26 protein-coding genes are annotated in these 23918 nt (G+C 64.7%); 7 read left to right on the top strand and 19 right to left on the bottom strand.

Annotated elements, in window-relative coordinates; all coding sequences use genetic code 11:
- The first annotated feature begins 124 nt into the window (after window positions 1-124).
- Window positions 125-637 carry a PEP-CTERM sorting domain-containing protein gene (locus SOM61_RS11390; protein ID WP_320474202.1) on the top strand — a complete coding sequence of 171 codons (513 nt, stop codon included), beginning with the start codon at window positions 125-127 and terminating at the stop codon, window positions 635-637.
- 30 nt (window positions 638-667) lie between these two features.
- Here the strand turns inward: SOM61_RS11390 and SOM61_RS11385 are convergent, their stop codons facing one another.
- The 8 genes from SOM61_RS11385 to cyoA are packed head-to-tail and all read right to left on the bottom strand — an operon-like array spanning window position 668 to window position 7909.
- The gene (locus tag SOM61_RS11385; RefSeq protein ID WP_320474201.1) at window positions 668-1114 is read right to left on the bottom strand and encodes a c-type cytochrome; all 447 of its coding nucleotides are present in this window, start codon (window positions 1112-1114) and stop codon (window positions 668-670) included.
- Window positions 1115-1654 (bottom strand): response regulator transcription factor, encoded by a 540-nt coding sequence (locus SOM61_RS11380; RefSeq protein WP_320474200.1) that lies wholly within the window; start codon window positions 1652-1654, stop codon window positions 1115-1117. It abuts the gene before it with no gap.
- Entirely contained in the window at window positions 1641-2999 is a 1359-nt protein-coding gene (locus SOM61_RS11375; RefSeq protein WP_320474199.1) for an ATP-binding protein, read from the bottom strand. Before SOM61_RS11375 ends, SOM61_RS11380 begins: the two co-directional genes overlap by 14 nt.
- A gap of 52 nt (window positions 3000-3051) precedes the next feature.
- Window positions 3052-3846, bottom strand: coding sequence for an SURF1 family protein (locus SOM61_RS11370; RefSeq protein ID WP_320474198.1), 795 nt, complete (start codon window positions 3844-3846; stop codon window positions 3052-3054).
- Between the two features lie 38 nt (window positions 3847-3884).
- The gene (cyoD, locus tag SOM61_RS11365; RefSeq protein ID WP_320474197.1) at window positions 3885-4262 is read right to left on the bottom strand and encodes a cytochrome o ubiquinol oxidase subunit IV; all 378 of its coding nucleotides are present in this window, start codon (window positions 4260-4262) and stop codon (window positions 3885-3887) included.
- The gene (gene cyoC / locus SOM61_RS11360) at window positions 4259-4897 is read right to left on the bottom strand and encodes a cytochrome o ubiquinol oxidase subunit III (protein ID WP_320474196.1); all 639 of its coding nucleotides are present in this window, start codon (window positions 4895-4897) and stop codon (window positions 4259-4261) included. The genes cyoD and cyoC overlap by 4 nt, the downstream gene beginning before the upstream one ends.
- Window positions 4890-6899 (bottom strand): cytochrome o ubiquinol oxidase subunit I, encoded by a 2010-nt coding sequence (cyoB, locus tag SOM61_RS11355; protein WP_147935443.1) that lies wholly within the window; start codon window positions 6897-6899, stop codon window positions 4890-4892. Before cyoB ends, cyoC begins: the two co-directional genes overlap by 8 nt.
- A 2-nt stretch (window positions 6900-6901) precedes the next feature.
- Window positions 6902-7909, bottom strand: a complete 1008-nt coding sequence (cyoA, locus tag SOM61_RS11350) for a ubiquinol oxidase subunit II (protein ID WP_123071373.1) — start codon at window positions 7907-7909, stop codon at window positions 6902-6904.
- 144 nt (window positions 7910-8053) lie between these two features.
- On the opposite strand from cyoA, the gene SOM61_RS11345 reads away from it, so the two are divergent.
- On the top strand, window positions 8054-9397 hold the full coding sequence (locus SOM61_RS11345) for an MFS transporter (protein WP_123071374.1): 1344 nt from the start codon (window positions 8054-8056) through the stop codon (window positions 9395-9397).
- A 57-nt stretch (window positions 9398-9454) separates the two neighbouring features.
- On the opposite strand, the gene SOM61_RS11340 is transcribed toward SOM61_RS11345, so the two are convergent.
- From SOM61_RS11340 to SOM61_RS11320, 5 genes are all read right to left on the bottom strand, one after another.
- Window positions 9455-10159 carry a hypothetical protein gene (locus SOM61_RS11340; protein ID WP_320474195.1) on the bottom strand — a complete coding sequence of 235 codons (705 nt, stop codon included), beginning with the start codon at window positions 10157-10159 and terminating at the stop codon, window positions 9455-9457.
- Window positions 10160-10213: 54 nt separating this feature from the next.
- Complete coding sequence (locus SOM61_RS11335) at window positions 10214-10927, bottom strand: SDR family oxidoreductase (RefSeq protein WP_320474194.1); 714 nt, start codon at window positions 10925-10927, stop codon at window positions 10214-10216.
- Between the two features lie 288 nt (window positions 10928-11215).
- Entirely contained in the window at window positions 11216-11821 is a 606-nt protein-coding gene (locus SOM61_RS11330) for a TetR/AcrR family transcriptional regulator (RefSeq protein ID WP_320474193.1), read from the bottom strand.
- Window positions 11822-11892: 71 nt separating this feature from the next.
- On the bottom strand, window positions 11893-12801 hold the full coding sequence (locus tag SOM61_RS11325) for a ZIP family metal transporter (protein WP_320474192.1): 909 nt from the start codon (window positions 12799-12801) through the stop codon (window positions 11893-11895).
- A 58-nt stretch (window positions 12802-12859) separates the two neighbouring features.
- Window positions 12860-13861 carry a manganese catalase family protein gene (locus SOM61_RS11320; protein ID WP_320474191.1) on the bottom strand — a complete coding sequence of 334 codons (1002 nt, stop codon included), beginning with the start codon at window positions 13859-13861 and terminating at the stop codon, window positions 12860-12862.
- A 346-nt stretch (window positions 13862-14207) separates the two neighbouring features.
- Between SOM61_RS11320 and SOM61_RS11315 the strand changes: the two genes are divergently transcribed.
- On the top strand, window positions 14208-14810 hold the full coding sequence (locus SOM61_RS11315; protein WP_320474190.1) for a hemerythrin domain-containing protein: 603 nt from the start codon (window positions 14208-14210) through the stop codon (window positions 14808-14810).
- A gap of 145 nt (window positions 14811-14955) precedes the next feature.
- On the opposite strand, the gene SOM61_RS11310 is transcribed toward SOM61_RS11315, so the two are convergent.
- The 6 genes from SOM61_RS11310 to SOM61_RS11285 form a co-directional block, all read right to left on the bottom strand.
- Entirely contained in the window at window positions 14956-15087 is a 132-nt protein-coding gene (locus SOM61_RS11310; RefSeq protein ID WP_320474189.1) for a hypothetical protein, read from the bottom strand.
- Between the two features lie 8 nt (window positions 15088-15095).
- Window positions 15096-15986 carry a patatin-like phospholipase family protein gene (locus SOM61_RS11305; protein WP_320474188.1) on the bottom strand — a complete coding sequence of 297 codons (891 nt, stop codon included), beginning with the start codon at window positions 15984-15986 and terminating at the stop codon, window positions 15096-15098.
- A 67-nt stretch (window positions 15987-16053) separates the two neighbouring features.
- Window positions 16054-16791: an LrgB family protein gene (locus SOM61_RS11300; RefSeq protein WP_320474187.1), complete on the bottom strand. Its 738-nt coding sequence runs from the start codon at window positions 16789-16791 to the stop codon at window positions 16054-16056.
- Complete coding sequence (locus SOM61_RS11295; RefSeq protein ID WP_320474186.1) at window positions 16784-17137, bottom strand: CidA/LrgA family protein; 354 nt, start codon at window positions 17135-17137, stop codon at window positions 16784-16786. The genes SOM61_RS11300 and SOM61_RS11295 overlap by 8 nt, the downstream gene beginning before the upstream one ends.
- A 111-nt stretch (window positions 17138-17248) precedes the next feature.
- Window positions 17249-18355: a 4-hydroxyphenylpyruvate dioxygenase gene (hppD, locus tag SOM61_RS11290; RefSeq protein WP_320474185.1), complete on the bottom strand. Its 1107-nt coding sequence runs from the start codon at window positions 18353-18355 to the stop codon at window positions 17249-17251.
- A 34-nt stretch (window positions 18356-18389) separates the two neighbouring features.
- Window positions 18390-19313 (bottom strand): LysR family transcriptional regulator, encoded by a 924-nt coding sequence (locus SOM61_RS11285; RefSeq protein WP_320474184.1) that lies wholly within the window; start codon window positions 19311-19313, stop codon window positions 18390-18392.
- 180 nt (window positions 19314-19493) lie between these two features.
- Here SOM61_RS11285 and hmgA point away from each other — a divergent pair, with 180 nt between their 5' ends.
- The 4 genes from hmgA to SOM61_RS11265 all read left to right on the top strand — a co-directional run bounded on the left by hmgA (window position 19494) and on the right by SOM61_RS11265 (window position 23893).
- Window positions 19494-20801 carry a homogentisate 1,2-dioxygenase gene (gene hmgA, locus SOM61_RS11280; protein WP_320474183.1) on the top strand — a complete coding sequence of 436 codons (1308 nt, stop codon included), beginning with the start codon at window positions 19494-19496 and terminating at the stop codon, window positions 20799-20801.
- Between the two features lie 132 nt (window positions 20802-20933).
- A complete protein-coding gene (locus SOM61_RS11275) occupies window positions 20934-22259 on the top strand; it encodes a hemolysin family protein (protein ID WP_320474182.1) in 1326 nt (441 codons plus the stop codon).
- 66 nt (window positions 22260-22325) lie between these two features.
- A complete protein-coding gene (locus SOM61_RS11270) occupies window positions 22326-23132 on the top strand; it encodes a TlpA disulfide reductase family protein (RefSeq protein ID WP_320474181.1) in 807 nt (268 codons plus the stop codon).
- Window positions 23133-23191: 59 nt separating this feature from the next.
- A complete protein-coding gene (locus tag SOM61_RS11265) occupies window positions 23192-23893 on the top strand; it encodes an MBL fold metallo-hydrolase (protein WP_320474180.1) in 702 nt (233 codons plus the stop codon).
- Window positions 23894-23918 lie beyond the last annotated feature (25 nt).

The raw sequence follows: 23918 nt of genomic DNA, 5'->3' as shown, positions 1-23918 counted from the left end.
TGAAGTCTTATGTAGAAGTCATTGATTAATATCGATATATTAATCAGGCATGCTTTCTGCTTGGTGTTGTATCGGCGACATCATTGTGATGTCCACGAAATCAACCAGAGAGATGGAGCAATACGTGAAATTGGTAAAAAACCTGATGAAAGCGGCCCTGGCCACCGCCCTGCTGTCGGCCGGCGTTGCCAACGCAGCCCTGTACGAATTCAAGCTCAGCGGAGACTACACCGCAAGCTGGAAGCTGGATACCGAGCGCGATCCGGACAGCTCGGACAATAACGGGGGCCTGACTTTCAACGAGGTGGCGGGCACGTTCGCGGGTTACGACGCCCTGGACATCACGTTCTTCAACTCGGCGATCAGCGGCGGCCTGCAGCTGTACGACTTCTACACCGACCGCTATGTGCTGACCATGAATGGCCCGCAGCTGTACACCGGCAAGGAATCGCGCCATGAGTTCACCCTCGGCACCTTCTCGCTCACCGAATACGCTGGCTTGGGCAACTACGTCCTGACCATCAGCGACCTCGATGCCCTGCCGGATCCAGTCGAAGTGCCCGAGCCGGCCAGCGCCGCGCTGCTGGCCGCCGGCCTGGGCCTGCTGGCTGCCCGTCGTCGCAAGAGCGTCAAATAAGCGACGTCAAATAGGCGCTGGATAGCTGTATCAGGGACGCGGCTGGCCTTGCCCAGTCTCCGTCCCGCCCTGCGTGGCCAGGTAGGCCACGATGTCCCCCGCCTGACGGTCGCTCAGGAAACTCATGAAGCGCATCTTGTTCCCCGGGATGACTTTTTCCGAATCGCGGATGAAGGCCGTCAGGTTCGCTTCGTTCCACACCAGCGTCGACGCCTTCAGCGCCGGAGAATATGTGTAGCCGGCCACGCTGCCCGCTTCACGTCCCAGCACGTCGTTAAGATGCGGCCCGAAGATATGGCCGGCCTTCGGCCCCACCTCGTGGCAACCGGCGCAACGCGCGAACAGCTTGCGCCCGGCCTCGATGCGGGCCGGCGACGCCGTGTCGGAAGTCGGCGCCACCGCTGCCGTGTCGGCGCGGCCGCAGCCGGCCAGGGCAAGCAACAGCAGGACGCCCTGCAGCGTTGGTGCGCACCGCATCTACTTGACCCGCTGCTTTTCGAGCTTGCGCGCCAGGGTGCGTCGGTGCATGCCCAGCCGCCGCGCCGCCTCCGAAATATTGAAGTCGGTCTCGGCCAGCACGGCGTGGATGCGCTCCCACTCCAGGGTCTTGATCGAGGTAGAGCGGTTGGTAACCTCGACGTCGGTGGCGCCGGCGATGTGCCCGAAGGCGGCTTCGATATCGTCGGCGTCCGACGGCTTGGCCAGGTATTGCACGGCGCCCAGCTTGATCGCCTCGACCGCGGTGGCGATGCTGGCAAAGCCCGTCAGCACCACGATGAGCATGTCCGGGTCGTGCTCGTGCAGCAGCTGCACGCAGGCCAGGCCCGAGGTATTACCCTTGAGTTTCAGGTCGACCACGGCGTAGCCGGGGTTGTGCTGGGCCAGCAGCCCTGAGGCCTCGTCGTGGCCGGTGGCACTAAGCACGCGGTAGCCGCGCCGCTCGAACGAGCGGGAGAGGGTGCGGGCGAAGGCTTCGTCGTCTTCGATAATGAGCAGCAGCGGCTCAGGATTCTGCATCGTCTATTTCCTCTTCCAGTTCGATGGCGGCCAGCGGCAGGCGCACGGACACTTCGGCCCCGCCGTCCTCGTCCTGGCGCCGGTTGCGCGCCGTGACGGTGCCGCCGAGCTTGCGCACGACGTTCACCGCCAGGAACAGCCCCAGCCCGCCGCCGGGCTTGCCCTTGGTCGAGTGATAGGGCTTGCCGAAATGGGCCAGCATGCTGGGCGCGAAGCCGGGGCCGCGGTCGAAGACCGTCACCACCAGGGTGCGCTCGTCGATGTGGGCGTCCATATAGACCCAGTCGGGCGATGCTTCCAGCGCGTTGTCGAGCAGGTTGTCGATCGTCTGGCGCAGCGCCGAATCGCTGGCGACCGGCAGGTCGTCGGCGATCCGGTTATTGTAGATGAAGGTGCGCACCGGACGGCTGGCTTCCCAGCCTTCGGCCAGTTCGTTGAGGAAGCGGCTGACGGTGGTGCGCTCGGCCGACTCGCCGCGCGCTTCGCCCGCCGACAGCAGGATGCCGCTGACGATGGCCTTGCAGCGCTTGAGCTGGGTCTGCATCTCGGTCAGTTCGCCCAGCATCTCGGGATTGTTGCGAAACTCGGGCATGCGCTTCCAGTCGCCCAGGATTACCGAGACGGTCGACAGCGGCGTGCCCAGCTCGTGGGCGGCGCCGCTGGCAAGCAGGCCCATGCGCACGATGTGCTCTTCTTCGGCCGCACGCTGGCGCAGCGCGGCCAGCTGGGTCGCCTTGTCGCGGACGTTGTCCGAAATGCGCGAAATGAACATCACCAGCAGCGCCGCATTGAGCGCGAAGCAGACCAGCAGGCCCTGGACATACAGGCTGCCGATGCCGCGCGCATGGTCGAACGGCAGCGCGAGGGGCTGGGCGTAGATGGCCAGGCCGGCCATGCAGGCGATCGTGACCAGCACGATGCTCCAGGTCCACAGCACGTCGAGCAGCACGGCCGATACGATCACCTGCAGCAGATAGAGAAAGGCGAAGGGATTGGTGGTGCCGCCCGACAGGTAGAGCAGCACGGTGAGGCTGGAAACGTCGACCAGGATCGCCAGGAACATCTCGCCATTGGAGACCGGGCGCCGTTCGTGCCAGCGCAGGTGGCTGGCGACGTTGAAGGCGATCAGGCAGGCCAGCACCTGCAGCATGTGCACCAGCGGCAGCTCGATCCGGAAGATCATGATGGCCGAGGCGATCGTGGTGATCTGGCCGATGACGGCGATCCAGCGCAGCTCGATCAGCTGCAGCATATTCTTGTGGCCGGCCGCGAACTCGACGTTGGCGGCGGCGGCCGACGGCGACGAGCGCGCCGCCCTGGCAAAGAAATCCAGTGGAGATTGCATCGGAATCCGTGTTGTCTGTCCTGCGGCCAGCGCGCATGGCGCGCCAGGCCTCTTAATCGTCGGCGTCGCCGCTGCTGCTGCGCCTGGCCTCGTAGCGTACGATCCACCACGTGGCGGCAGCCACCATGAGGGCCAGAGCATACCAAGTGAGCGCGTAGACGAGGTGATTATTCGGGAAAGAGATGACGGTCAGGCCGCCGACCGCGGTTTCCGGCGCGTCCTTCGGATCCTGGCCCTTGCCGGCGTCGACGAAGAATGGCGCGACGTTTGCGGGGTCGAGGCCGCGCGCGGCGGCGATGGCGCCGACTTCGCGCGCATACCAGCGGTTGTTGACCGGGTCGTTATCGCGCAGGAAACCGCTCTTCGGCTCGGCGATGCGCAGCAGGCCGGTGAGCGCGACCGGCGCGCCAGGAGCGGCTGAGCACGGGTCGCCGGCGGCCTTGTCGGCCGGGTACTGCTGCGCGATATTGCCGCTCGACGGGATGAACCCGCGGTTGACGAGGATGATGTGGCCCTCTTGCGTGCATAACGGCGTGAGCAGCCAGAAACCGGCGCCGAGATCGGACAGCGCTTGCACCGGTGTGGTCAATTGGTAGAGATAGTGGCCCGACAGGCGCACGCGCCGGTATTCGTCGGACTCTTTCGAGACTTGCGGCCATTGCGTCGCCGAGGGCGGCGCAATGGGATCCGCATGAACGCGTGCGTCGACGCGTTCGATCAGGTCCAGTTTCCATTGCAGGCGAAACACCTGCCAGGTTCCCAGACCGGCAAACAGCACGAACAGCAGCAGGGCCGCCACTGCCAGGGCGCGCCGCACGAAGGCGGAGCGCTGAGGCGCATGAGACATTCCTTCCGGAACCACCGGCTGTTCGTGCACTACTGCCATCAGGTCATGTCGTGGGTGCTGTTCGGACCCATGCCCGGCATCATATTGGTGTTCATATGATGCATGACCCAGATCGAGCCGGCCAGCACGATGACCAGGATGACGATGGTCAGGATGGCGGCCATCATGTTCCAGCCGCCTTCCGACTTCGAGCTAAGGTGCAGGAAGTACACCATCTGCACGATCAGCTGCACGCCGGCGAACAGCAGGATGACCCACTTGGTGGTCTCTGGCGCCAGCACGTTGCCCATCACCAGCCAGAACGGGATGATCGTCAGGACCGCTGCCAGCACGAAGCCGATCAGGTAATCCTTCTGGCTGTAGTGCGTCACGTAGACGTCGTGGCCATGATGGCCGTGGTCGTGGTGGTCGCTCATGGCAGGACTCCCATCAGGTAGACAAAGGTGAAGACGAAGATCCAGATCAGGTCCAGGAAGTGCCAGAACAGCGACAGGCACGACAGGCGACGGAAGTTCTCCGGGGTCAGGCCGTGCTTACCCAGCTGGAAGAACAGGGTCACCAGCCAGATGATGCCGAACGTCACGTGCAGGCCGTGGGTGCCGACCAGCGCGAAGAACGCGGTCAGGAAGCCCGAACGCTGCGGACCCGCGCCCATATGGATCAGGTGCTGGAACTCATAGATTTCCACGCACAGGAAGGCCAGGCCCAGGATGCCGGTCGCGACCAGCCACATGCGGGTCTTGGCCAGGTTCTTCGCTTGCGCGGCGATCATGGCGAAGCCGAAGGTCAGCGACGACACCAGCAGGAACGCGGTGTTGAGCGCGATCAGCGGCAGCTCGAACAGCTCGGCGCCGGTCGGACCGCCGGCGTACGAGCGGCCTTGCACCGCGTAGGTCGCGAACAGGGACGCGAAGATGAGGCAGTCGCTCATCAGGTAGAGCCAGAAGCCCAGCAGCGTGCCCTGCTCCGGGTGGTGGTCGCGGGAGATGTAGCGCCCGCTCACGTCGTCGGCGACGCTGCCGCCGGTTACAGTTGCTTTAAGTTCAGACATGGCTTTCCAGCATACGGGTGCGCTCTGCTTCAGTACGGGCCACTTCTTCGGCCGGAATGTAGTAGTCGCGCTTGTAGTTGAAGGTATGGATGATGATCGCGACCATCATGGCGATGAACGACGCCACGGTCAGCGCCCACATATGCCAGATGATGCCGAAGCCGACCACGCACGAGATCGCGGAAATGATAATGCCGGCGCCGGTGTTCTTCGGCATGTGGATCGCCACGAAGTCCTTCAGCGGACGACGGTAGCCGTTCTTCTTCATGTCGGCGAAGGTATCGTTGTCGTACACCACCGGGGTGAAGGCGAAGTTGTAGTCCGGCGGTGGCGACGAGGTCGCCCACTCCAGGGTACGGCCTTCCCACGGGTCGCCGGTGAAGTCGCGCAGGCGAGCGGTGTTGCGGTCACGGAAGCTGACATAGAACTGCATCAGCAGCGCGCCGATACCACCGGCAATCATCAGGGTGCCCACGAACGAGATCTGGAACAGCCACTGCACCGAAGGATCGTCGAAGTGACTCACGCGACGGGTGTAGCCCATGAAGCCCAGGATGTACGGTGGGGTGAACGCGACCCAGAAACCGATCGACCACAGCCAGAACGAGACCAGGCCCCAGAAACGGTCCAGCTTGTAGCCGAAGGCTTTCGGGAACCAGTAGTTGATACCGGCGAAGATACCGAACACGACACCGCCGATGATGACGTTGTGGAAGTGGGCGATCAGGAACAGCGAGTTGTGCAGCACGAAGTCGGCCGCCGGGATGGCCAGCATGACGCCGGTCATGCCGCCGATCACGAAGGTCAGCATGAACGAGATCGTCCACATCATCGGCAGTTCGAAGCGGATACGGCCGCGGTACATGGTGAACAGCCAGTTGAAGATCTTGGCGCCGGTCGGGATCGAGATGATCATCGTCGTGATGCCGAAGAACGCATTGACGCTGGCGCCCGAACCCATGGTGAAGAAGTGGTGCAGCCACACCAGGTACGAGAGAACCATGATCACGCAGGTCGCGTACACCATCGAGGTGTAGCCGAACAGGCGCTTGCCGCAGAAGGTCGAGACGACTTCGGAGAAGATACCGAAGGCCGGCAGGATCAGGATGTAGACCTCGGGGTGGCCCCAGATCCAGATCAGGTTGACGTACATCATCGGGTTGCCGCCACGGTCGCTCGTGAAGAACGCGGTGTCGAGCAGGCGGTCCATGCCCAGCATGGCCAGCACGGCGGTCAGGATCGGGAAGGTGACCACGATCAGGATGTTGGTGCACAGCGAGGTCCAGACGAAGACTGGCATCTTCATCAGGTCCATGCCCGGCGCACGCATCTTGATGATGGTGACGATCAGGTTGACGCCCGACAGGGTCGTACCGACACCCGCGATCTGCAGCGCCCAGATGTAGTAGTCGACGCCGACACCCGGACTTGCCAGGATGCCCGACAGCGGCGGATACGCCAGCCAGCCGGTGCGTGCGAACTCACCCACGAACAGCGACGCCATGATCAGCACGGCGCCCATGGTGGTCATCCAGAACGAGAAGTTGTTCAGGAACGGGAAGGCCACGTCGCGCGCACCGATCTGCAGCGGCACCACGTAGTTCATCAGCCCCGTCACGAACGGCATCGCCACGAAGAAGATCATGATCACGCCGTGGGCGGTGAAGATCTGGTCGTAGTGGTGCGGCGGCAGGAAGCCGGCGTTGTCGCCGAAGGCGATCGCCTGCTGGGCGCGCATCATCAGGGCGTCGGCGAAGCCGCGCAGCAGCATGATCAGGCCCAGGATCATGTACATGATCCCGATTTTCTTGTGGTCGATACTGGTGATCCAGTCCTTCCACAGGGTGCCCCACAGGCGGAAGTACGACAGGATGGCCACGAGGGCCAGGCCGCCGACGATCACGCCTGCGAAGGTAGCGAGCAGAATCGGCTCATGGAGTGGGATCGCGTCCCAGCCCAGCCGACCGAAGATGAACTTCGTCAAGTCGAATGATTCTTGCATGATTACTTCATCAAGGTATTAATAGGAGCGACGCACATTTCCAGTGCTTCCGCCAGCTGCGACTTGCCACCCTGCGATTGCTGGCGGATAGCGGCGGCCATCTGGTTGCGCTTGTCGTCTTCGTGCATCTGCTGGTTCATGCACATGGTGCCTTCCGCCACGCAGCGGTTGACGACACGGTTGAACAGCGCAGGCTCGACCTGGCCGTAGTGGCGCACGGCCTCCTTGGCGGTCGGCTTTTCCAGCACCAGGTAGTCGGCGCGATCCAGGACTGCCGGATTGGCCTTCATTTCCTGCACCCAGGTGTTGAACTCTTCGTTGGTCACGCCCTTGTAGGCGAACTTCATGTGCGAGAAACCGTCGCCGCTGAAGTTGGCCGACAGGCCGTGGTAGTCACCGGTCTTGTTCAGCACCGCGTTCAATTCGGTCTGCATGCCAGGCATCGTGTAGATCATGCCGGCCAGCGTTGGAATATAGAAGGTGTTCATCACGGTCGATGCGGTCATCTTGAAGCGGATCGGGGTATCGATCGGGGTCACCAGCTGGTTGACCGAGGCGATGCCCTGCTCTGGATAGATGAACAGCCATTTCCAGTCCAGCGCCACGACCTGCACTTCGAGTGGCTTGGTCGACGCCGGGATCGGACGGTGTTCGTCCAGGCGTTCGAGCGGACGGTAAGGATCGAGCTTGTGGGTGCTGACCCAGGTGATCAGGCCAAGGACGATGATGATCAGGAGCGGTGCGCCCCAGATGATGAGCTCGAGCTTGGTCGAGTGGTCCCAATCGGGTTCGTACTTCGCGTTGGCGTTCTTGCGATAGCGCCAGGCGAACAGGACAGTCAAGATCATCACAGGGACGATAATCAACAACATCAGCACAACCGATATGGTGATCAGATCGGCCTGCTGCTTCGCAATATCACCGGTGGGATTCATGACGACCGTGTTGCAGCCGGCCAGCGCTGCAAGCGGAAGTAATGGGAGTCCGCGGCGGACAATTTTAGGAATCATGCTAGGTATCTAACGTTACATGGAAGGAGAACATGCTACTGTAATGCCAACGGTCGCCAAAGAACATTGGACACATTGTCCCACCTTTGCCGGAGTGCAATTTTAACAACAGTGGCGACCGTCGACTTCTCTGGAGAACACAATATGCAAAGCACGACGACGTACGGCGGCGCAGGGGCCGCTCCAATCACACACCCGCACAGCGGGGCTCGCAACATCAACGCCAGGGATGCGCACGTCGATCCCGGTGACATCGCCGTCGGCGTGGTCATCGGCCGGTCGGCCGAATACTTCGAGTTCTTCACGTACGCAATCGCGTCGGCACTCGTCTTCCCCGCCATTTTCTTCCCATGGGCGGACCGGCTCGACGCCACCCTGTATTCCTTCGCGATCTTCGCCCTCGCCTTCATAGCACGACCGATCGGCACGGTCGTGTTCATGGCGATCCAGAAACGCTGGAGCCGCGACATGAAGCTCGGCATTTCCCTGCTCATGATGGGTACCAGCACCGTCGTCATCGCCATGCTCCCGAGCTATAGTGAAATCGGCGCCACCGCGATCGTCCTCCTGGCAGCCCTGCGCATCGCCCAGGGTTTCGCCCAGGGTGGTTCGTGGGATGGACTGCCTTCGCTGCTGGCTCTTAGCGCACCCGAGAACAAGCGCGGATGGTACGCCATGCTCGGACAATTGAGCGCACCGCTTGGCTTCGTGATCGCGGCCGGCATTTTCGCCTTCCTGATCACCTATACGGCCGAAGAAGATTTCCTGACCTGGGGCTGGCGCTTCCCGTTCTTCGTCGCCTTCGCCATCAACGTGGTCGGCACCTTCGCCCGCCTGCGCCTGGCCAGCACGCCCGAGTATTCGCGCCTGCTCGACTCGCACCACCTCGATCCGGCCCCGGTCGGCGAACTGGTGAGCAAGCAAGGCAGCAATATCGCCATCGGCGCCATGGCTGCCCTGGCCAGCTACGCGCTGTTCCACCTGGTGACCGTGTTCCCGCTGTCGTGGATCCAGCTGTACGATACCCGTCCGATGGATGAGTTCCTGCATGTCCAGATGTGGGGCGCCGGCCTCGCGGCGATCGCCATGCTGATCTCGGGCGTCGTCGCCGACAAGCTGGGTCGCCGCACCACGCTGGGCACCGCCGCGGCGCTGATCGCCCTGTATTCGGCCTCGATCCCGTTCCTGCTCGATAGCGGCACCGGCGGCCAGAATGCCTTCATCCTGATCGGCTTCACCCTGCTCGGTTTCTCCTACGGCCAGGCAGCGGGCGCCACGACCTCGAACTTCCTGAAGCACTTCCGCTACACCGGCGCGGCGCTGACGTCCGACCTGGCCTGGCTGGTCGGCGCGGCCTTCGCACCGCTGGTCGCCCTCGGCCTGTCGGCCCACTTCGGCCTGGGTTATGTCAGCCTCTACCTGCTGTCGGGCGCCGTGGCCTCGCTGGCGGCGCTGAGCCTGAACCGGAAGCTGGAGATTCGCGACTGATGGTTGTCGCTTAGCGTGAAACGACGACGGCCCTGCGGGGCCGTCTCTTTTTTTGGGCTAGTCGCGCGCGGTGCGCCACTCCTGCGGATTGACCGGCTGCTCGTGTTCGTGGCCACAGTTCGTGATCCGCTGCTTGCCGTGTTTTTCGATCATGTCGATGCTGGTGGCGGGCGAGCGCTCGGTGATGCAGTAGATGCCGAGCGCCGTCAGGACCCGAAAGCGGCGCGCCCCATCGCCGCCGTCGTTCACGAGTTCGACGATCTTGGGCGCCTCGTACCACTTGTTCGGCGCCAGCGCGGCCGCTTCCCTGAACTTGTTCGCCATGCGGATCTGCGGGCTGTCGCGCGGGGCGACGATGGTCGGCTTGCTGTCCTTGCGCACGGCGCGGTCGATGGCGCCGGCGTCGCGGATCGCCTGCTCGATCATCTGGCGTGCAGTGCCGGCGGCCGGCTCCGCCGCCGTCGCCGGGGCGGTCAAGACCGCGGCCGGTGCGGCGGTTGCAACGGCCTCCGGCACCGGCGCAGGTGGAGCGGAAGACGCGATCGGCCCGGGCGCGGCATGCGCGCGCGGCCGCTCAGGAGCCATCTCGACCACCGTCGCCTCTGGCGTGCGCGGCTGGACCCTCACCCAGTGGACGAAGTCCGCCTCGCCCTGCACGGGCAGCCGCAGCTTGCGCGCCTGCTGCCAGGTGGCCACCAGCGCCGCATGGAAAAGCAGCGTGACGACAAGGCCCGTCAGGCGGGTGTCCGGATGATGGCTCAATAGTCGGGTTGCGGGCATAAGGCCCGAGTATAGCCGCCGCCGGGCGGCTATTTCTCACGCATTATTGCGCCTGACCTCGGTGTAAATGCCTGGCACGCTCGACAGTCCGGCCTTCACCGCCTGCGTGAGTTCGTCGATCATGACTTCGTCCGCGCCCTCTTCCAGCGCCGCGTAGCCGCGCTCGACCACCGTCAACGGCGCCAGCTTGGGTAGCGCGATGTCGCGCGTCAGGTCGGTGTCGATGAAGCCGACATGCAAGGCCAGCACCTGCGTGCCCTGCTCCCGCAGTTCGTTGCGCAGCGCATTGGTCAGCCCCCAGGCCGCCGATTTCGACACCCCGTAGGCTGCCAGCGCGGGCGAACTGATCCAGCTCGCCACCGACAGCACGTTGAGGACGGCGCCGCCACCGTTGCGGCCGAGCACCGGCGCGAAGGCGCGGCTCATGCCCAGGATGCCGAACACATTGGTTTCCAGCATCGCCCGCAGCGAGTCCTCGACCCCATCCGCCAGCACCTGCTGGAAATGGGCAATCCCGGCGTTATTGATCACCAGGTCGACGTCGCCCAGCTCGCGCGCCGCCGCGGCCACGCTGCGCGCATCCGTGACATCGAGCTGCACCGGGGTGACACCGGCCAGCGTGACGCTGGCGGGATCGCGCGCCCCCGCATAGACCTTCCTGGCGCCACGCGCGAGCGCATGACGGGCGAACTCGAGGCCCAGGCCGCGGTTGGCGCCGGTGACGAGGACGGTGGCGTTGTCGAGTTTCATGGCTATCCCTTTCTGGTTGTGGGCGTCATAAATATGACGATCATCATATTTTAATACAGAAAAAACCACTGCGTACTGACAGGCTCTGGTTCAGGAAAAAATCGAGGTCAGGAAAAAATCGGGGTCAGGTTGAGATGATCCGGATTTCATGTAAATCCTCCCGGGGCACATTGTCCCCTATTCGGAAGTCCATGAAATCCGGATCATCTCAACCCCGCTTATGTGTGACCCCGCTTATGTGACCCCGCTTATGAGCCCACTTACAGGCTCGTACTAACAGGCTCGGATTCAGGAAGGCTGGCGCGTGTATTGGGCCAGCAAGGCTTGGCGGCTGGCGGCCAAAATCGCACTGCCTTGCGGGTCGGGACCGAAGGTGCGCGCGATCTGCAGGGCGCCGACCATGGCGCCGGCCAGCGCCAGGGCCTTGCCGGCGGCGGCGTCGCCGGAGCGTCCTTCGGCTTCCAGCGCCGCCTGGACCTGCCCTACCAGCCGTTCGATGCGGCTGCGCGCGACCTCGCGCAGCGGCGCTTCCTGGCGCGCCATCTCCGAGCCGAGCGCCCCGACGACGCAGCCCAGGCCCGATTCATGGGCCACCAGGTGTTTTTCGGACAGGTAGGCCGTGACCAGCGCCGCCAGCGGACTGGCGCCGTCCTCGCGCAAGGCGGCCGCGCGGCGGTCGAGATTGGCGGTGGACGCGGCATCGGCATGCTCTAGCGCCTCGACCAGCAGGGCTTCGCGCGAGTCGAAGTGGGCATAGAAGCCGCCGTGGGTCAGGCCGGCGCCCTTCATGACGTCGGCCACGCCAACGCCCGCGAAACCGTTACGGCGCAGCGCGCGCGCCGCGACGTCGACGATGCGCTGATGGGTTTGTTCCCGTTTGGAGGGGATGGTCATGCCGTACTTGCAGAAATGGGATGATCTTCATGCTACGACCATCCACCATGCTGGTCAACCGTGTCCGGATGTCAGGACAGCGCCGTGTCGAGCACCGTCATCAGGATGAAGCCGAAGATCAGCGCCACGCTGGCCTGGGTGCCGTTGCCCGACTGGCGCGACTCGGGGATCACGTCGTTGACGATCACCAGAAGCATGGCGCCGGCGGCGGCGGCCAGGGCGTACGGCAGCAGGCCGGCCGAGATGCCGATGAGGGCCACGCCGAACACGGCGGCGATCGGCTCGACCAGACCCGAGGCCACGCCCATGCCAACCGCGGTCAGGCGGCTGTAGCCGACGGCGTGCAGCGCCAGCGCCACCACCAGGCCTTCGGGCACATCCTGGATCGACACACCGGTGGCGAGCGAGGTGGCCTTTTCGACGTCGATGCCGGCGAAGGCCACGCCGATGGCCAGGCCTTCGGGCAGGTTGTGCAGGGCCACGGCCCACACGAACAGCCAGGCGCGCCGCAGCGATACCTTGTCGGGATCGTTGGTCAGGATGCCCTCGGTGCGCACCGCGCGGCCGAGCAGCAGGATGGCGCCGGCGCCGAACATGATGCCGGCGCCGACCATGAGGCTCGATTCCCAGTTGCCCGCGCCGGCCGTCTTGGCCGCCGACAGCGCCGGGATCACGAGGGAAAAGGCGGTGGCGCCGAGCATGACGCCGGCGCCGAAACCAAGGAAGCAATCGTAGGTGCGCTTGGTGAAATTCTGTGCGAACAGGACCGGCAAGGTGCCCAGTGCGGTCGCGGCCGCCGCGGTGCTGCCGCCCGCCAGGGCCGCCAGCATCTTGGGATTGGCATTCATGATCTGCTCAATCATGCTGCCGAGCAGGACAAGGAAGCCGATGGCGCAGATGCCGAAACCGATGGCGCGGCGTGGGGTCAGCCAGCGCGGAAGGCCACGAGGGTGTTCAGTTTTCTCGGTCTGGATGTCCATGCATCTTCCTGTAAAGACTACGCCGGGGCCGCATATCGCGCGGACCCGGCGCCTGGGATTACTTCAGCGACTTGCCGCTACCCATCGGATTACCGATGCCGGTATCGTCCAGCGGTCCACCCATCGAAGCGACCGTGGCCTGGCCTTTGGATCCATCACCCGCGTTGGCAATAGTACCACCGCTTGCCGATTGCATCATGCCCAACTCGGCCCCCGTACGAGGGGTTGCCGCCGGATTCGAAATAGTGCGCGCAGCCATCTGCTGGAGGATGTCGATGTCTTCGTTCGGCAGGGCCACTTCGGCCTCGCCCGAGCCGCCGTCGACTGCCATCTGCTTTTCGCGATCGCTGATGAAGTCCCAGTCGGGACCCTGGTTCCAGGACCCGCGCATCTCGCCATCGCCCTGTGACATATTGTAGTAGACGCTGGCGAAGGCCGGCACCACCGGCATCTTCCCGGGTGGGAAATTCGGCTCCATCGCGTACAGCGCCTTCTCGAAGGATTTCAGATGGGCGACTTCGCGCGTCATCAGGAAGCCCAGCGCGTCCTTCACACCCGGATCGTCGGTCAGCGCGATCAGGCGCTCGTAGACGATCTTGGCACGGGCTTCGGCCGCGATATTCGACCGCAGGTCGGCGGTGGGCTCGGTGATCGAATCGATATAAGCGGCCGTCCACGGCACGCCAGCGGAATTGGTCAGCGGCGCGCCGGCGCCGTACAGCACTTGCGTGATGTGGCTGTCGTTACCGGCGCCGGTGATCGACTTGTACATCTCGGCTTCTTCCTCGGCGGCCTCGGCCAGGCGGCCCTTGGCGCCCTTGTTGAGCATGGCAACGATGTGTCCGATGACCTCGAGGTGGCTCAGCTCCTCGGTCGCGATATCGAACAGCATGTCCTTGCGGCCTGGATCGTCTTCGGCCACCGCCTGGGTGAAGTAGCGCATGGCGGCAGCCAGTTCGCCCTGCGGACCGCCGAACTGTTCCAGCATCAGGTTGGCCAGGCCGGGGTTCGGTCCGCTAACCCGGACTGTATATTGCAAGCGCTTATTGTGTGCAAACATGACAGGTATCTCCAATTGAAGTGCGAATGAAAACCGGCAGCAACGCGTCCTGCGTGACACTGCCGGGACAGGGTGCCGCCGGGATCGGCAACCCAATGCATGCATGTTCTCAGGTCGGTCATGCGATTTCAGTCAGGAGCACCCCCGTGTCCGTGTAGGACAAATGTGACAATCTGTTATTCCAGATAAACAATCCTCCAAGCGAGTCGCTTTTCATCCGTGGATCAACGACGTATGCGGCTATGTGCGTCCATCACTGACACCCCACCGGCGCGCGCGCCTACAGTCATCGCATGCAGCCGAGGCCTACCATATTGTTCAAACAATCAAGAACGGGGGTATTACCATGAATCTCAAGCGACTGAGCCCAACCATTACCGACATGATCCGCTTCGATCACTCGCACGTAATGGTCACCTTCCACCAGTACTCGAAAGACAAGAGCCCGACCGTCAAGAAGGCGCTGGCCGACACCATCTGCGACGGCCTGGAAATCCACGCTACGCTCGAGGAAGAGATTTTTTACCCGGTCATGCGCCAGCGCGACGGCAGCGAGCCCTTCATCCACGAGGCCGAGCCCGAGCACGATGAAATGCGACGCCTGATCGCCGAGCTGCGCGCTACCTCCGGCGCCGATCCACGCCACGACGACCTGGTGATGGAACTGATGCGCGACGTGATGCACCACGTGGCGGAGGAAGAAACCAAGCTGCTGCCGGATGCCGAGTCGATCCTGGGCAAGCAGCGCCTGTCCGAACTGGGCGCCGACATGACCCGCCGCCGCATGCAGCTGGTGGGGCCGAAGGCCGGCAAGCTGGCCAAGGAACACATCGTCGGTTTCTCGGGCAGCACCGCCGCGATGGTGGTCGGCGTGGCCGGCGCCTTGCTGGCGGCGTTCGCGCTCAAGCCCAAGAAGAATACCTGGAAGTCGCAGCCGGCGAATACCTGATCCTTTGATACTTCCTCAGGCCGAAAAGCCGTCGTCCCCGCGCAGGCGGGGACCCAAGTGCTGCCAGCGTTGTCGAAATGCCGGCAAACTTGGGTCCCCGCCTCCGCGGGGACGACGTTTTGACCTTGGCTCTGAGTGAGGTTGCTTACATCCGCTCCGAGAAAAACACCGGCATCGGGTCAAGCGTCGACTTGACGCCAAGATGGGCGCCCTGCTCCTTCAGCCATAGATCGGCCGTCCTGACGCCCTGATCGTGCAGCATTTGGAGGAAGGGCATCTCGGCATTCATCTTGGCTGAGATGCCGTGATCCTGCAAAAATCGTTTCCGCTGATCAGGTGGAGGTGCTTGTTATTGGACGCCGCGCCTGCGCCACGGCGCTCATCGGGAACCCCATTGAGGTATTGCAGGGCGCTGACCTCGCGCACGAAGCTGATATTGAAGGCGATCTCGTTGGAGCGGTTGGCGATGTCGGCGATATTGGTCGGCATTTCGCTGCGCGCGATCGGATTGTTCTGAATGATGATCAGGTCGCTCGCGGTCGAATGTCGCACCAGCGGTTCCAGCGGCGGATTGGCGACATAACTGCCGTCCCAGTACATCTCGCCCTCGACCTCGACCGCTGCGAATACCGTCGGCAGGCAGGCCGAGGCCACCAGGCGCTGCACGTCCATCTCTTCGCGCCGGAACAGCTTGCCGGTGCCGGTCCGCACATTGGTCGCGGCAATGAATACCTGCAGCTCCTCGCAGTCGCGCACCCGCTCGAAGTCGATCATGGTGGAAAGGAAGTTGCGTAAGGGATTGAGGGTGAGCGGACCTTCGCGCACCGGACCCATCATCGCGCCCATCATCTCGAGCAGATGGTAGACCGGAGAGAATGCCATGGTAACGGTAGGCGCCATGCGGTCGAGCGGCGTGCGTTGCAGCGGACTCAGGGCAGCAGCGCTGCCAAGGGTGCGCCAGAACCGGTCCAGCGCGCGGCGCGCGCCTTCGCGGCCGCCGCCACGCGCGTAGCCGTCGGCCACCACTACCGCATTGATGGCGCCGGCGCTCGAGCCGCTCAGGGCATCGATGAGCAGGTCTTCCTCTTGCAGCAACCGGTCGAGTACGCCCCAACCGAAGGCGCCGTAGGTTCCCCCGCCCTGGATGGCGAGGCTGATCTTCTTGTAAGTGGTCAAAGTCCGCTCCATCGTGACTGATGCAGCGAGCTTAACGCGGCGTCCGATGTTGCGGCGCAGCGTAGCCTCAGGACATCCACGCCATCACGAGCGGCACCAGCCACGGGGCCAGCAGCGCCGTCAGCGCGCCATTCAAACCCATCGCCAGCCCGGCAAAGGCGCCCATTTCGGCGCTCACCTGGAAGGCGCGCGCGGTGCCGATGCCGTGCGAGGCCAGGCCCAGCGCAAAGCCGCAGGCGGCGTCTGACCGGATACCCAGCAACATGAAGACGTAGCGCCCGAACACGGCGCCGAAGATGCCGGTACCGATCACCAGCGCCGCGGTCAGCGCCGGAATGCCACCTAGCCGTTCGGACACCGCCATCGCGATCGGTGAGGTGGCCGACTTCGGCCCCAGCGTATAGGCCAGCTCCGGCGTCGCGCCCAGCAGCAGCGCCACCACCACGGCCGACACGATGGCCGTCACGCTGCCGGCCAGCAGCGCGGCGCCCAGCGGCAAGGCGGCGCGGCGCAGGCGCGGCAGCTGGCGCACCAGCGGCACCGCCAGCGCCACGGTGGCCGGGCCCAGCAAGAAGTGGACGAACTGGGCACCGGCAAAATAGCGCTCATACGACATCCCGGTGAGCCACAGCACCGCCACGACCAGGGCGACCGCGATCGCCACCGGATTGGCCAGCGGCGAGGCCTTGCACAGGACGAAGATACGCTGCGCCGCCAGGTAGGCGCACAAGGTCATGGTCAGGCCCAGCAGGGGTGAGGCGGAAAGATAGACCCAGAAATGGCTGAACTCGGCGAAATCAGGCATCGCCGTCCTTGCGAGCAGCGCCCATCCCGCGCAGGATCAGGCCGGTCACGGCCAGCGCAAGCACCGTGCTGACCACGAGCGAGGCCAGGATCGCGATCCAGTGGCCGCTGCCGCTGCTGGCGGCGACCAGGATGCCGACGCCGGCCGGCACGAACAGCAGCGACAGGTGCGACAGCAGCGTATTGGCGGCCCCCTCGACCAGCGCCTGCAGCTTCGGCATGGCCAGCAGCGCCACCATCAGCAGCAGCATGCCGGCGACCGGCCCCGGCAAGGGAAGATGGAAGACGAATACGATGCCTTCGCCCAGGCACTGGAACAACAACAGGACCGCGAACGCAGCCAGCATACCCAACTCCCGACACAACAAGGCGGCCACCCGGGCCGCCAACGGTGTACAGGATAGCAAATCCGGCGCCGCCGCGCGCGTGCGCCGCGGGTCGCGGCGCCGGTTGCAATATTACGCCTCGGCCGTGGCCCCCGCCCCGGCGATCGCGCCGCGCTTGACCTGGTCGCGCTCGATCGACTCGAACAAGGCTTTGAAGTTGCCTTCGCCGAAGCCGTCGTCGCCCTTGCGCTGGATGAACTCGAAGAACACAGGGCCCAGTTGCGGCACGCCGAAGATCTGCACCAGCAGGCGCGCATGGCCGTCCTTGACGGCGCCGTCGAGCAGCAGACCGCGCACCTTCAGGGCGTCGGCGTCCTGGCCGTGGCCCGGGATGCGCTCGTCCAGCATCTCGTAATAGGTGTCCGGCGGTGGCGCCATCAGCGGCACGCCGGCGGCGCGCAGCTTGTCGACGGTGGCGATCAGGTCGTCGGTCAGCAGGGCGATGTGCTGGATGCCTTCGCCGTTGAACTGCATCAGGAACTCTTCGATCTGGCCGCCGCCCGCTTTTCCTTCTTCGTTCAGCGGAATGCGGATCATGCCGTCCGGCGCCGTCATCGCCTTCGAGGTCAGGCCGGTGTACTCGCCCTTGATGTCGAAGTAGCGGATCTCGCGGAAGTTGAACAGCTTCTCGTAGAAACCGGCCCAGTAGGACATGCGGCCGCGGTAGACGTTATGGGTCAGGTGGTCGATGATCGACAGGCCGTGGCCCGGCGGGTTGCGGTCGACGCCTGCGATGAATTCGAAGTCGATGTCATAGATCGATTTGCCGACGTTGGCGCCCTCGTCGAAGCGGTCGATCAGGTACAGCGGCGCGCCGCCGATGCCCTTGATGGCCGGCAGGCGCAATTCCATGGGGCCGGTCGGGATCTCGACCGCCTGGGCGCCCAGCTCGAGCGCACGCGCATAGGCCTTGTGCGCGTCCTTGACGCGGAAGGCCATGCCGCAGGCCGACGGGCCGTGCTCGGCGGCGAAATAGGCCGCGTAGCTCTTCGGTTCGTTGTTGACGATGAAGTTGATCCCGCCCTGGCGGAACAGGACGACGTCCTTCGAGCGGTGCACCGCGACCTTGGTGAAGCCGAGCGCTTCGAACACCGGTTCCAGCACGCCCGGCGTGGGCGATGCGAACTCGACGAACTCGAAGCCCATCAGGCCCATTGGATTGTCGAACAGGTCTGCCATTGTCTCTTCCTTTATTCAGTTGACTGTCATTGACTCACGTTTCGGCGAACACGTCGGCCAGGAGGCCCCGCAACCACTGGTTGCCCGGATCCTGGTTGAAGCGGCGGTGCCAGAAAATATTCGTTTGCAGCGGCGGTAGGTCGAGCGGCGGCGTCGCCCATTCGAGCCCGAACGGCACGGCCGCGCGCTCGGCCAGTTTTTGCGGCACCGTCACGACCAGGTCGCTGGTGCTCACGATATACGGCACTGCCGTGAAATGCGGCACCCTATATCGTGTCCCAAACCCGCGGGTCGCCTGCCCGATGCCGGCCCTGCCCAGCGCCGCATTCACCCGGTCGTAGGGGCTGTCGGCGGCGTCAACCAGCAGATGTTCGGCCGCCGCGAAGCGCGCCAGGGTCAGCTCGCCCTTTGCCAGCGGGTGCCCCTTGCGGAACATCGCCACGAACGGCTGGCGGAACAAATGGCGCTGGTACAGCGCCTCGGACACGTCCTCGAACGGGCCCACCGCCAGGTCGACCCGCCCGCCTTCCATCTCTTCCTTGAGCGACAACATCCCCACCCGCACCGAACTGATCTCGACCTGGGGCGCCAGCTGGCGGCAACGCTCGATCAGCGTCGGCATGAAATACACTTCGCCGACGTCGGTCATGGCCAGCATGAAGCGCCGGTTGCTGGTGGCCGGCTCGAAGCGGCTACGCTGGTTCAGCGCCAGCGCCACCTGCGCCATCGCCGCTCCGATCGGCTCGGCCATCTGGCTCGCCAGCGGGGTCGGCTGCATGCCGCTGGCGGTGCGCACGAACAGCTCGTCGCCGAAGCTGCGCCGCAGCCGCGCGAGCGCATTGCTCACGGCCGACTGCGACAGCCCCAGGCGCCGGGCCGCCGATGAGATCTGGCGCTCCCTGTATACCTCCTGGAACACGGCCAGCAGATTCAGGTCGATATCGTGTGCTTCGATCATGGATTTCCCGGGCTGCCGGCCGGACCGGCAATAGAAACGCATTGTCCACGCCCGGACGGTCGCCCGAACAGCAATATTTATGATATGAATAGTCTACATTTTTCTATTCATCTCGTAAAACATGGCGGATTATTCTAGAGTGGCGCCATCAAAGATACTATCTACCGTCCAGGAGACCCCATGAGCCACGAGCCCGGCCATCCGTCAGCCTATATGAGCGGTTTCGGCAACGAGTTCGCCACCGAAGCCCTGCCCGGCGCCCTGCCCCAGCACCGCAACTCGCCCCAGCACGTGGCCTATGGCCTGTATGCCGAGCAGCTGTCCGGCACCGCCTTCACCGCCCCGCGCAGCCATAACCGGCGCTCGTGGCTGTACCGCATCCGCCCGGCGGCGGTGCACGGCAGCTTCGTTCCCCTGGACGCGCCGCGCCTGGTGGGCCGCTTCGACACCCCGGCGCCGCCCAACCAGCTGCGCTGGAGTCCGCTGCCGATGCCGGACGCGCCGACCGACTTCGTCGACGGCTGGGTGACCATGGCTGGCAACGGCTCGGCGGAGGCGATGACCGGCTGCGCCATCCATATGTACGCGGCCAACCGCCCGATGGATGGCCGCTATTTTTATAACTCGGACGGCGAACTCCTGATCGTGCCGCAGTTGGGCCGGCTGTCGATCGCGACCGAGCTGGGCCTCATCGAGGTGGAGCCGCAGGAAATCGCCGTGATCCCGCGCGGCGTGCGCTTCCAGGTGCGGCTCCCCGACGGCGAGGCGCGCGGCTATATCTGCGAGAACTTCGGCGCCCTCCTGCGCTTGCCCGACCTGGGCCCGCTCGGCTCCAACGGCCTGGCCAACCCGCGCGACTTCCTCACGCCGACGGCGCGCTACGAAGACCTCGAAGGCGATTTCGAGCTGGTGACCAAGTTCGGTGGCAGCCTGTGGCGCGCCCCGATCGGCCACTCGCCGCTGGACGTCGTGGCCTGGCATGGCAACTACGTGCCCTATAAATACGACCTGCGCCACTTCAACACGATCGGCTCGATCAGCTACGACCACCCCGATCCGTCGATCTTCCTGGTGCTGCAGTCACCGTCCGACACGCCGGGCGTGGACACGATCGACTTCGTGATCTTCCCACCGCGCTGGCTGGCGGCCGAGGACACCTTCCGCCCGCCCTGGTTCCACCGCAACGTGGCCAGCGAATTCATGGGCCTGATCCACGGCGCCTACGACGCCAAGGCCGAAGGCTTCGTGCCGGGCGGCGCCAGCATCCACAACTGCATGAGCGGGCATGGCCCGGACGCCGCCACCTTCGACAAGGCCAGCAGCGCCGATACCGGCCATCCGCACAAGGTGGGCGACACCATGGCCTTCATGTTCGAGACCCGCGCCGCCCTGGTGCCGACGGCGCAGGCACTGGCCTCGCCCCAGTTGCAGGGCGATTACCAGCAGTGCTGGGCAGGCATCCGCAAGCACTTCCGCCTGGAGCCGTGAGCCGGTAGCCAAGCGCGCAGCACACGCTGCGGTGTTCCCGGATTTTGTCATTTATGCCATGATTCGCGGGCAGGCCATGGTGGCCTGCCCGGCCACGGCCCGGCATGACCGGTCATGGGGCAAGCGCCCAGCATGTCAGACATATTGATCATCCTCGTTCTGATCCTCCTGAACGGGGTGTTCGCGATGAGCGAACTCGCGCTCGTTTCGGCCAAGCGCATGCGCCTGGAGCGGCGCGCCGACGAAGGCAGCCGCGGCGCCCGCGCCGCGATCGCGCTGGCCGACAATCCCAGCCATTTCCTGTCCACCGTCCAGGTGGGCATCACCCTGATCGGCATCTTCACCGGCGCCTTCGGCGAAGCCTCGCTGGTGTCGCGCCTGACGCCGCAGATCGAGACCGTCGGCTTCCTGGCGCCCTATGCCTACGAGATCGCGCTGTTCGTGGTGGTGCTGGGCATCACCTTCGTCTCGATTGTTCTGGGCGAGCTGGTCCCGAAGCGGATCGCGATGCGCCATCCGGAAACGATGGCGACCCTGATCGCGCCGCCGCTGAACATGCTCTCGGTGATCATGTCGCCGTTCGTCAAGGTGCTGTCGCTCACCACCGAGGCGATCGTGCGCCTGTTCGGCATCCACGACGCCAAGGAAGACGCGCCGACCGAGGAAGACATCGCCGGCATGTTCAAGGAAGGCACCGACGCCGGCCTGTTCGAGAAGACCGAATACGACATCGTCTCGCGTGCCCTGCGCCTGGACGACCGCCACCTGAAGGCCCTCATGACGCCGCGGGTCGACCTGGTCATGATCGACCTCGACGCCGAGCGGCGCAGCACCCTGGAACTCATCAGTTGCCATACCTACAGCCGCTTCCCCGTGTACCGCGGCGACCGCGCCCAGATCCTGGGTTACGTGAAGGTGCGCGACCTGCTGGCGCAGTCGGTGCGCCATGGCTCGCTCGAGGCGGTCAATATCGAGCATGCGGTGTCGGATATCCTGTTCGTGCCCGAGACCGTGAGCGCGATGGTGCTGCTCGAGCTGTTCAAGAAGAACCGCGCCGAACTGGCCCTGATCGTCGACGAGTACGGCGACATCCAGGGCATGGTCACCCTGTCCGACGTGATGAGCGCCCTGGTGGGCGACGTCACCGTGATCGGCGAAGAGAACGATCCCGACGCGGTGCAGCGCCAGGACGGCAGCTGGCTGCTCGACGGCGGCGTGGATCTCGACCGCTTCCGCGACCTGATGAATACCGACGTGCGCTTCCCGGATGAAGGGACGGGGGCGTACCACACGCTGGCCGGCTTCGTGCTGTACCAGTTCGGCTACATCCCCAAGACCTCCGAATTCTTCGAATGGGGCGGCTACCGGATCGAGGTGGTCGACATGGACGGAAACCGCATTGACCGCATCCTGGTGGACCGCTTGCCCGCGCCGCAGCCGGTCGCCGAAGAGGCCTGAACATCAGCTAGCACGCCGCGCCCGGCGAGCACGTATACTTGTGCTTTGCATCGCACAAGGAGCAGCATGGACGTCGTCAGGCTTGGCCCCCTCATCATTCCGCTATCGGCCGCTCTGGTCGTGCTCGCCCTGCTGGCGGCCACCACCACGGCCGACTGGCTGCGCCGCCGGCGCGGCTTCGACGCCGGCATCGTGCTGTGGCGGATGATCGTGGCGGGCTTCGTCGCCGCGCGCGCCGTGTTCGTGCTCAAGCACCACGACATCTACGTCAAGGCGCCATGGAGCGCGCTGGACATCCGCGACGGTGGCTTCGAACCGGTGGCTGGCCTGGTCGTCGCCTGTGTGATCGGCGCCGAGCTGACCCGGCGCCGCGCCGAGCTGCGCCGCCCGCTGCTGGCCAGTGTCCTGGCCGGCGGCGCGGTCTGGATCGGCGGCCTGCTGGCCGCCCAGGCGCTGGCGCCACCACGGCCGCCCTTGCCCAACCTGATGGTGCGCCAGCTCGATGGCAGCGAGGTGGCGCTGCGCAGCCTGGGCGGCAGGCCGCTGGTGGTCAACCTGTGGGCCACCTGGTGTCCGCCCTGCCGGCGCGAGATGCCCGCCATGCAGGCGGCGCAGGCGGCGAATCCGGACATCGGTTTCGTGTTCGTCAACCAGGGCGAGTCAGGCGCGGCGGTGCGGCGCTTTTTGGCCACCCAGCAGCTGCGCCTGCAGAACGTGGTGATCGATCCGGCTGGGCAGCTGGCGGCGCGAACCGGCGCCGCCGGCTATCCGACGACCCTGTTCTACGATGCCGATGGCAAGCTGCGGCTGCGTCACGTCGGCGAGCTGTCGGAGGCAACGCTGAGGGACAAGCTGGCAAGCCTGCAGCCATGAGCAGGCTATCCGCCTTGATCGACTTGTGGTAAAACATCGCGGCAACCGAGGAGATGTCTATGCAAGTCAATCCGATCCAGCTGTTCGACGCCGAATCGTCGACGTTTACGTATATCCTGGCCGCCCCGGGCAGCTACGACGCCGTCATCATCGATCCGGTCGACCGCCATTTCACGCGCGACCTGGCCCATATCGAGCGCCTCGGCTTGCGCCTGACCCACGTGCTGGAAACCCATGCCCATGCCGACCACGTGACCTCGGCCGGTCGCCTGCGCGAGCACACGGGGGCTAAGGCCTGCGTGCCGAGCGGTTGCGACATCCCGCCGGCCGAAGTGCAGTTGCAGGACGGCGACCAGATCCGCTTCGGCCTGCACGAGCACATTGCGGTGATCCACACGCCCGGCCACACGGCAGGCAGCATGTGCTATCTGTGGCGCGGCAATCTGTTTACGGGCGATACCCTGTTGATCGACGGCTGCGGCCGTACCGACTTCCAGAGCGGGAGTTCGGACAGCCTGTACGACAGCGTCACCCGCAAGCTGTTCGTCCTGGACGACCATGTGCGGGTGTGGCCGGGCCATGATTACAAGGGCCAGTCGGTATCGACCATCGGCTGGGAGCGGCGCCACAATGCGCGCCTGGCCAACCGCAGCCGCGAGGATTTCGTTGCCCTGATGGCGGCGCTCGACCTGCCGCGCCCGCGGATGATGGATGTCGCCGTGCCGGCAAACCGCAATCTCGGCCTGCCGCACAGCGTGTGATGTATTAGTAGCGCCAGGTGCGTTT

It is taken from the genome of Massilia sp. CFBP9012, assembly GCF_034045115.1.
Lineage (GTDB): Bacteria > Pseudomonadota > Gammaproteobacteria > Burkholderiales > Burkholderiaceae_D > Telluria.
This window is presented reverse-complemented; position numbering and strand designations above follow the sequence as displayed.

Bases quoted from the DNA above. Each gene is read 5' to 3' on its own strand.
- SOM61_RS11385 (WP_320474201.1), bottom strand. From the start codon at position 1,114: ATGCGGTGCGCACCAACGCTGCAGGGCGTCCTGCTGTTGCTTGCCCTG.
- SOM61_RS11380 (WP_320474200.1), bottom strand. From the start codon at position 1,654: ATGCAGAATCCTGAGCCGCTGCTGCTCATTATCGAAGACGACGAAGCC.
- SOM61_RS11375 (WP_320474199.1), bottom strand. From the start codon at position 2,999: ATGCAATCTCCACTGGATTTCTTTGCCAGGGCGGCGCGCTCGTCGCCG.
- SOM61_RS11370 (WP_320474198.1), bottom strand. From the start codon at position 3,846: ATGTCTCATGCGCCTCAGCGCTCCGCCTTCGTGCGGCGCGCCCTGGCA.
- cyoD (WP_320474197.1), bottom strand. From the start codon at position 4,262: ATGAGCGACCACCACGACCACGGCCATCATGGCCACGACGTCTACGTG.
- cyoC (WP_320474196.1), bottom strand. From the start codon at position 4,897: ATGTCTGAACTTAAAGCAACTGTAACCGGCGGCAGCGTCGCCGACGAC.
- cyoB (WP_147935443.1), bottom strand. From the start codon at position 6,899: ATGCAAGAATCATTCGACTTGACGAAGTTCATCTTCGGTCGGCTGGGC.
- cyoA (WP_123071373.1), bottom strand. From the start codon at position 7,909: ATGATTCCTAAAATTGTCCGCCGCGGACTCCCATTACTTCCGCTTGCA.
- SOM61_RS11345 (WP_123071374.1), top strand. From the start codon at position 8,054: ATGCAAAGCACGACGACGTACGGCGGCGCAGGGGCCGCTCCAATCACA.
- SOM61_RS11335 (WP_320474194.1), bottom strand. From the start codon at position 10,927: ATGAAACTCGACAACGCCACCGTCCTCGTCACCGGCGCCAACCGCGGC.
- SOM61_RS11330 (WP_320474193.1), bottom strand. From the start codon at position 11,821: ATGACCATCCCCTCCAAACGGGAACAAACCCATCAGCGCATCGTCGAC.
- SOM61_RS11325 (WP_320474192.1), bottom strand. From the start codon at position 12,801: ATGGACATCCAGACCGAGAAAACTGAACACCCTCGTGGCCTTCCGCGC.
- SOM61_RS11320 (WP_320474191.1), bottom strand. From the start codon at position 13,861: ATGTTTGCACACAATAAGCGCTTGCAATATACAGTCCGGGTTAGCGGA.
- SOM61_RS11315 (WP_320474190.1), top strand. From the start codon at position 14,208: ATGAATCTCAAGCGACTGAGCCCAACCATTACCGACATGATCCGCTTC.
- SOM61_RS11310 (WP_320474189.1), bottom strand. From the start codon at position 15,087: ATGCCCTTCCTCCAAATGCTGCACGATCAGGGCGTCAGGACGGCCGAT.
- SOM61_RS11300 (WP_320474187.1), bottom strand. From the start codon at position 16,791: ATGCCTGATTTCGCCGAGTTCAGCCATTTCTGGGTCTATCTTTCCGCC.
- SOM61_RS11295 (WP_320474186.1), bottom strand. From the start codon at position 17,137: ATGCTGGCTGCGTTCGCGGTCCTGTTGTTGTTCCAGTGCCTGGGCGAA.
- hppD (WP_320474185.1), bottom strand. From the start codon at position 18,355: ATGGCAGACCTGTTCGACAATCCAATGGGCCTGATGGGCTTCGAGTTC.
- SOM61_RS11285 (WP_320474184.1), bottom strand. From the start codon at position 19,313: ATGATCGAAGCACACGATATCGACCTGAATCTGCTGGCCGTGTTCCAG.
- hmgA (WP_320474183.1), top strand. From the start codon at position 19,494: ATGAGCCACGAGCCCGGCCATCCGTCAGCCTATATGAGCGGTTTCGGC.
- SOM61_RS11275 (WP_320474182.1), top strand. From the start codon at position 20,934: ATGTCAGACATATTGATCATCCTCGTTCTGATCCTCCTGAACGGGGTG.
- SOM61_RS11270 (WP_320474181.1), top strand. From the start codon at position 22,326: ATGGACGTCGTCAGGCTTGGCCCCCTCATCATTCCGCTATCGGCCGCT.
- SOM61_RS11265 (WP_320474180.1), top strand. From the start codon at position 23,192: ATGCAAGTCAATCCGATCCAGCTGTTCGACGCCGAATCGTCGACGTTT.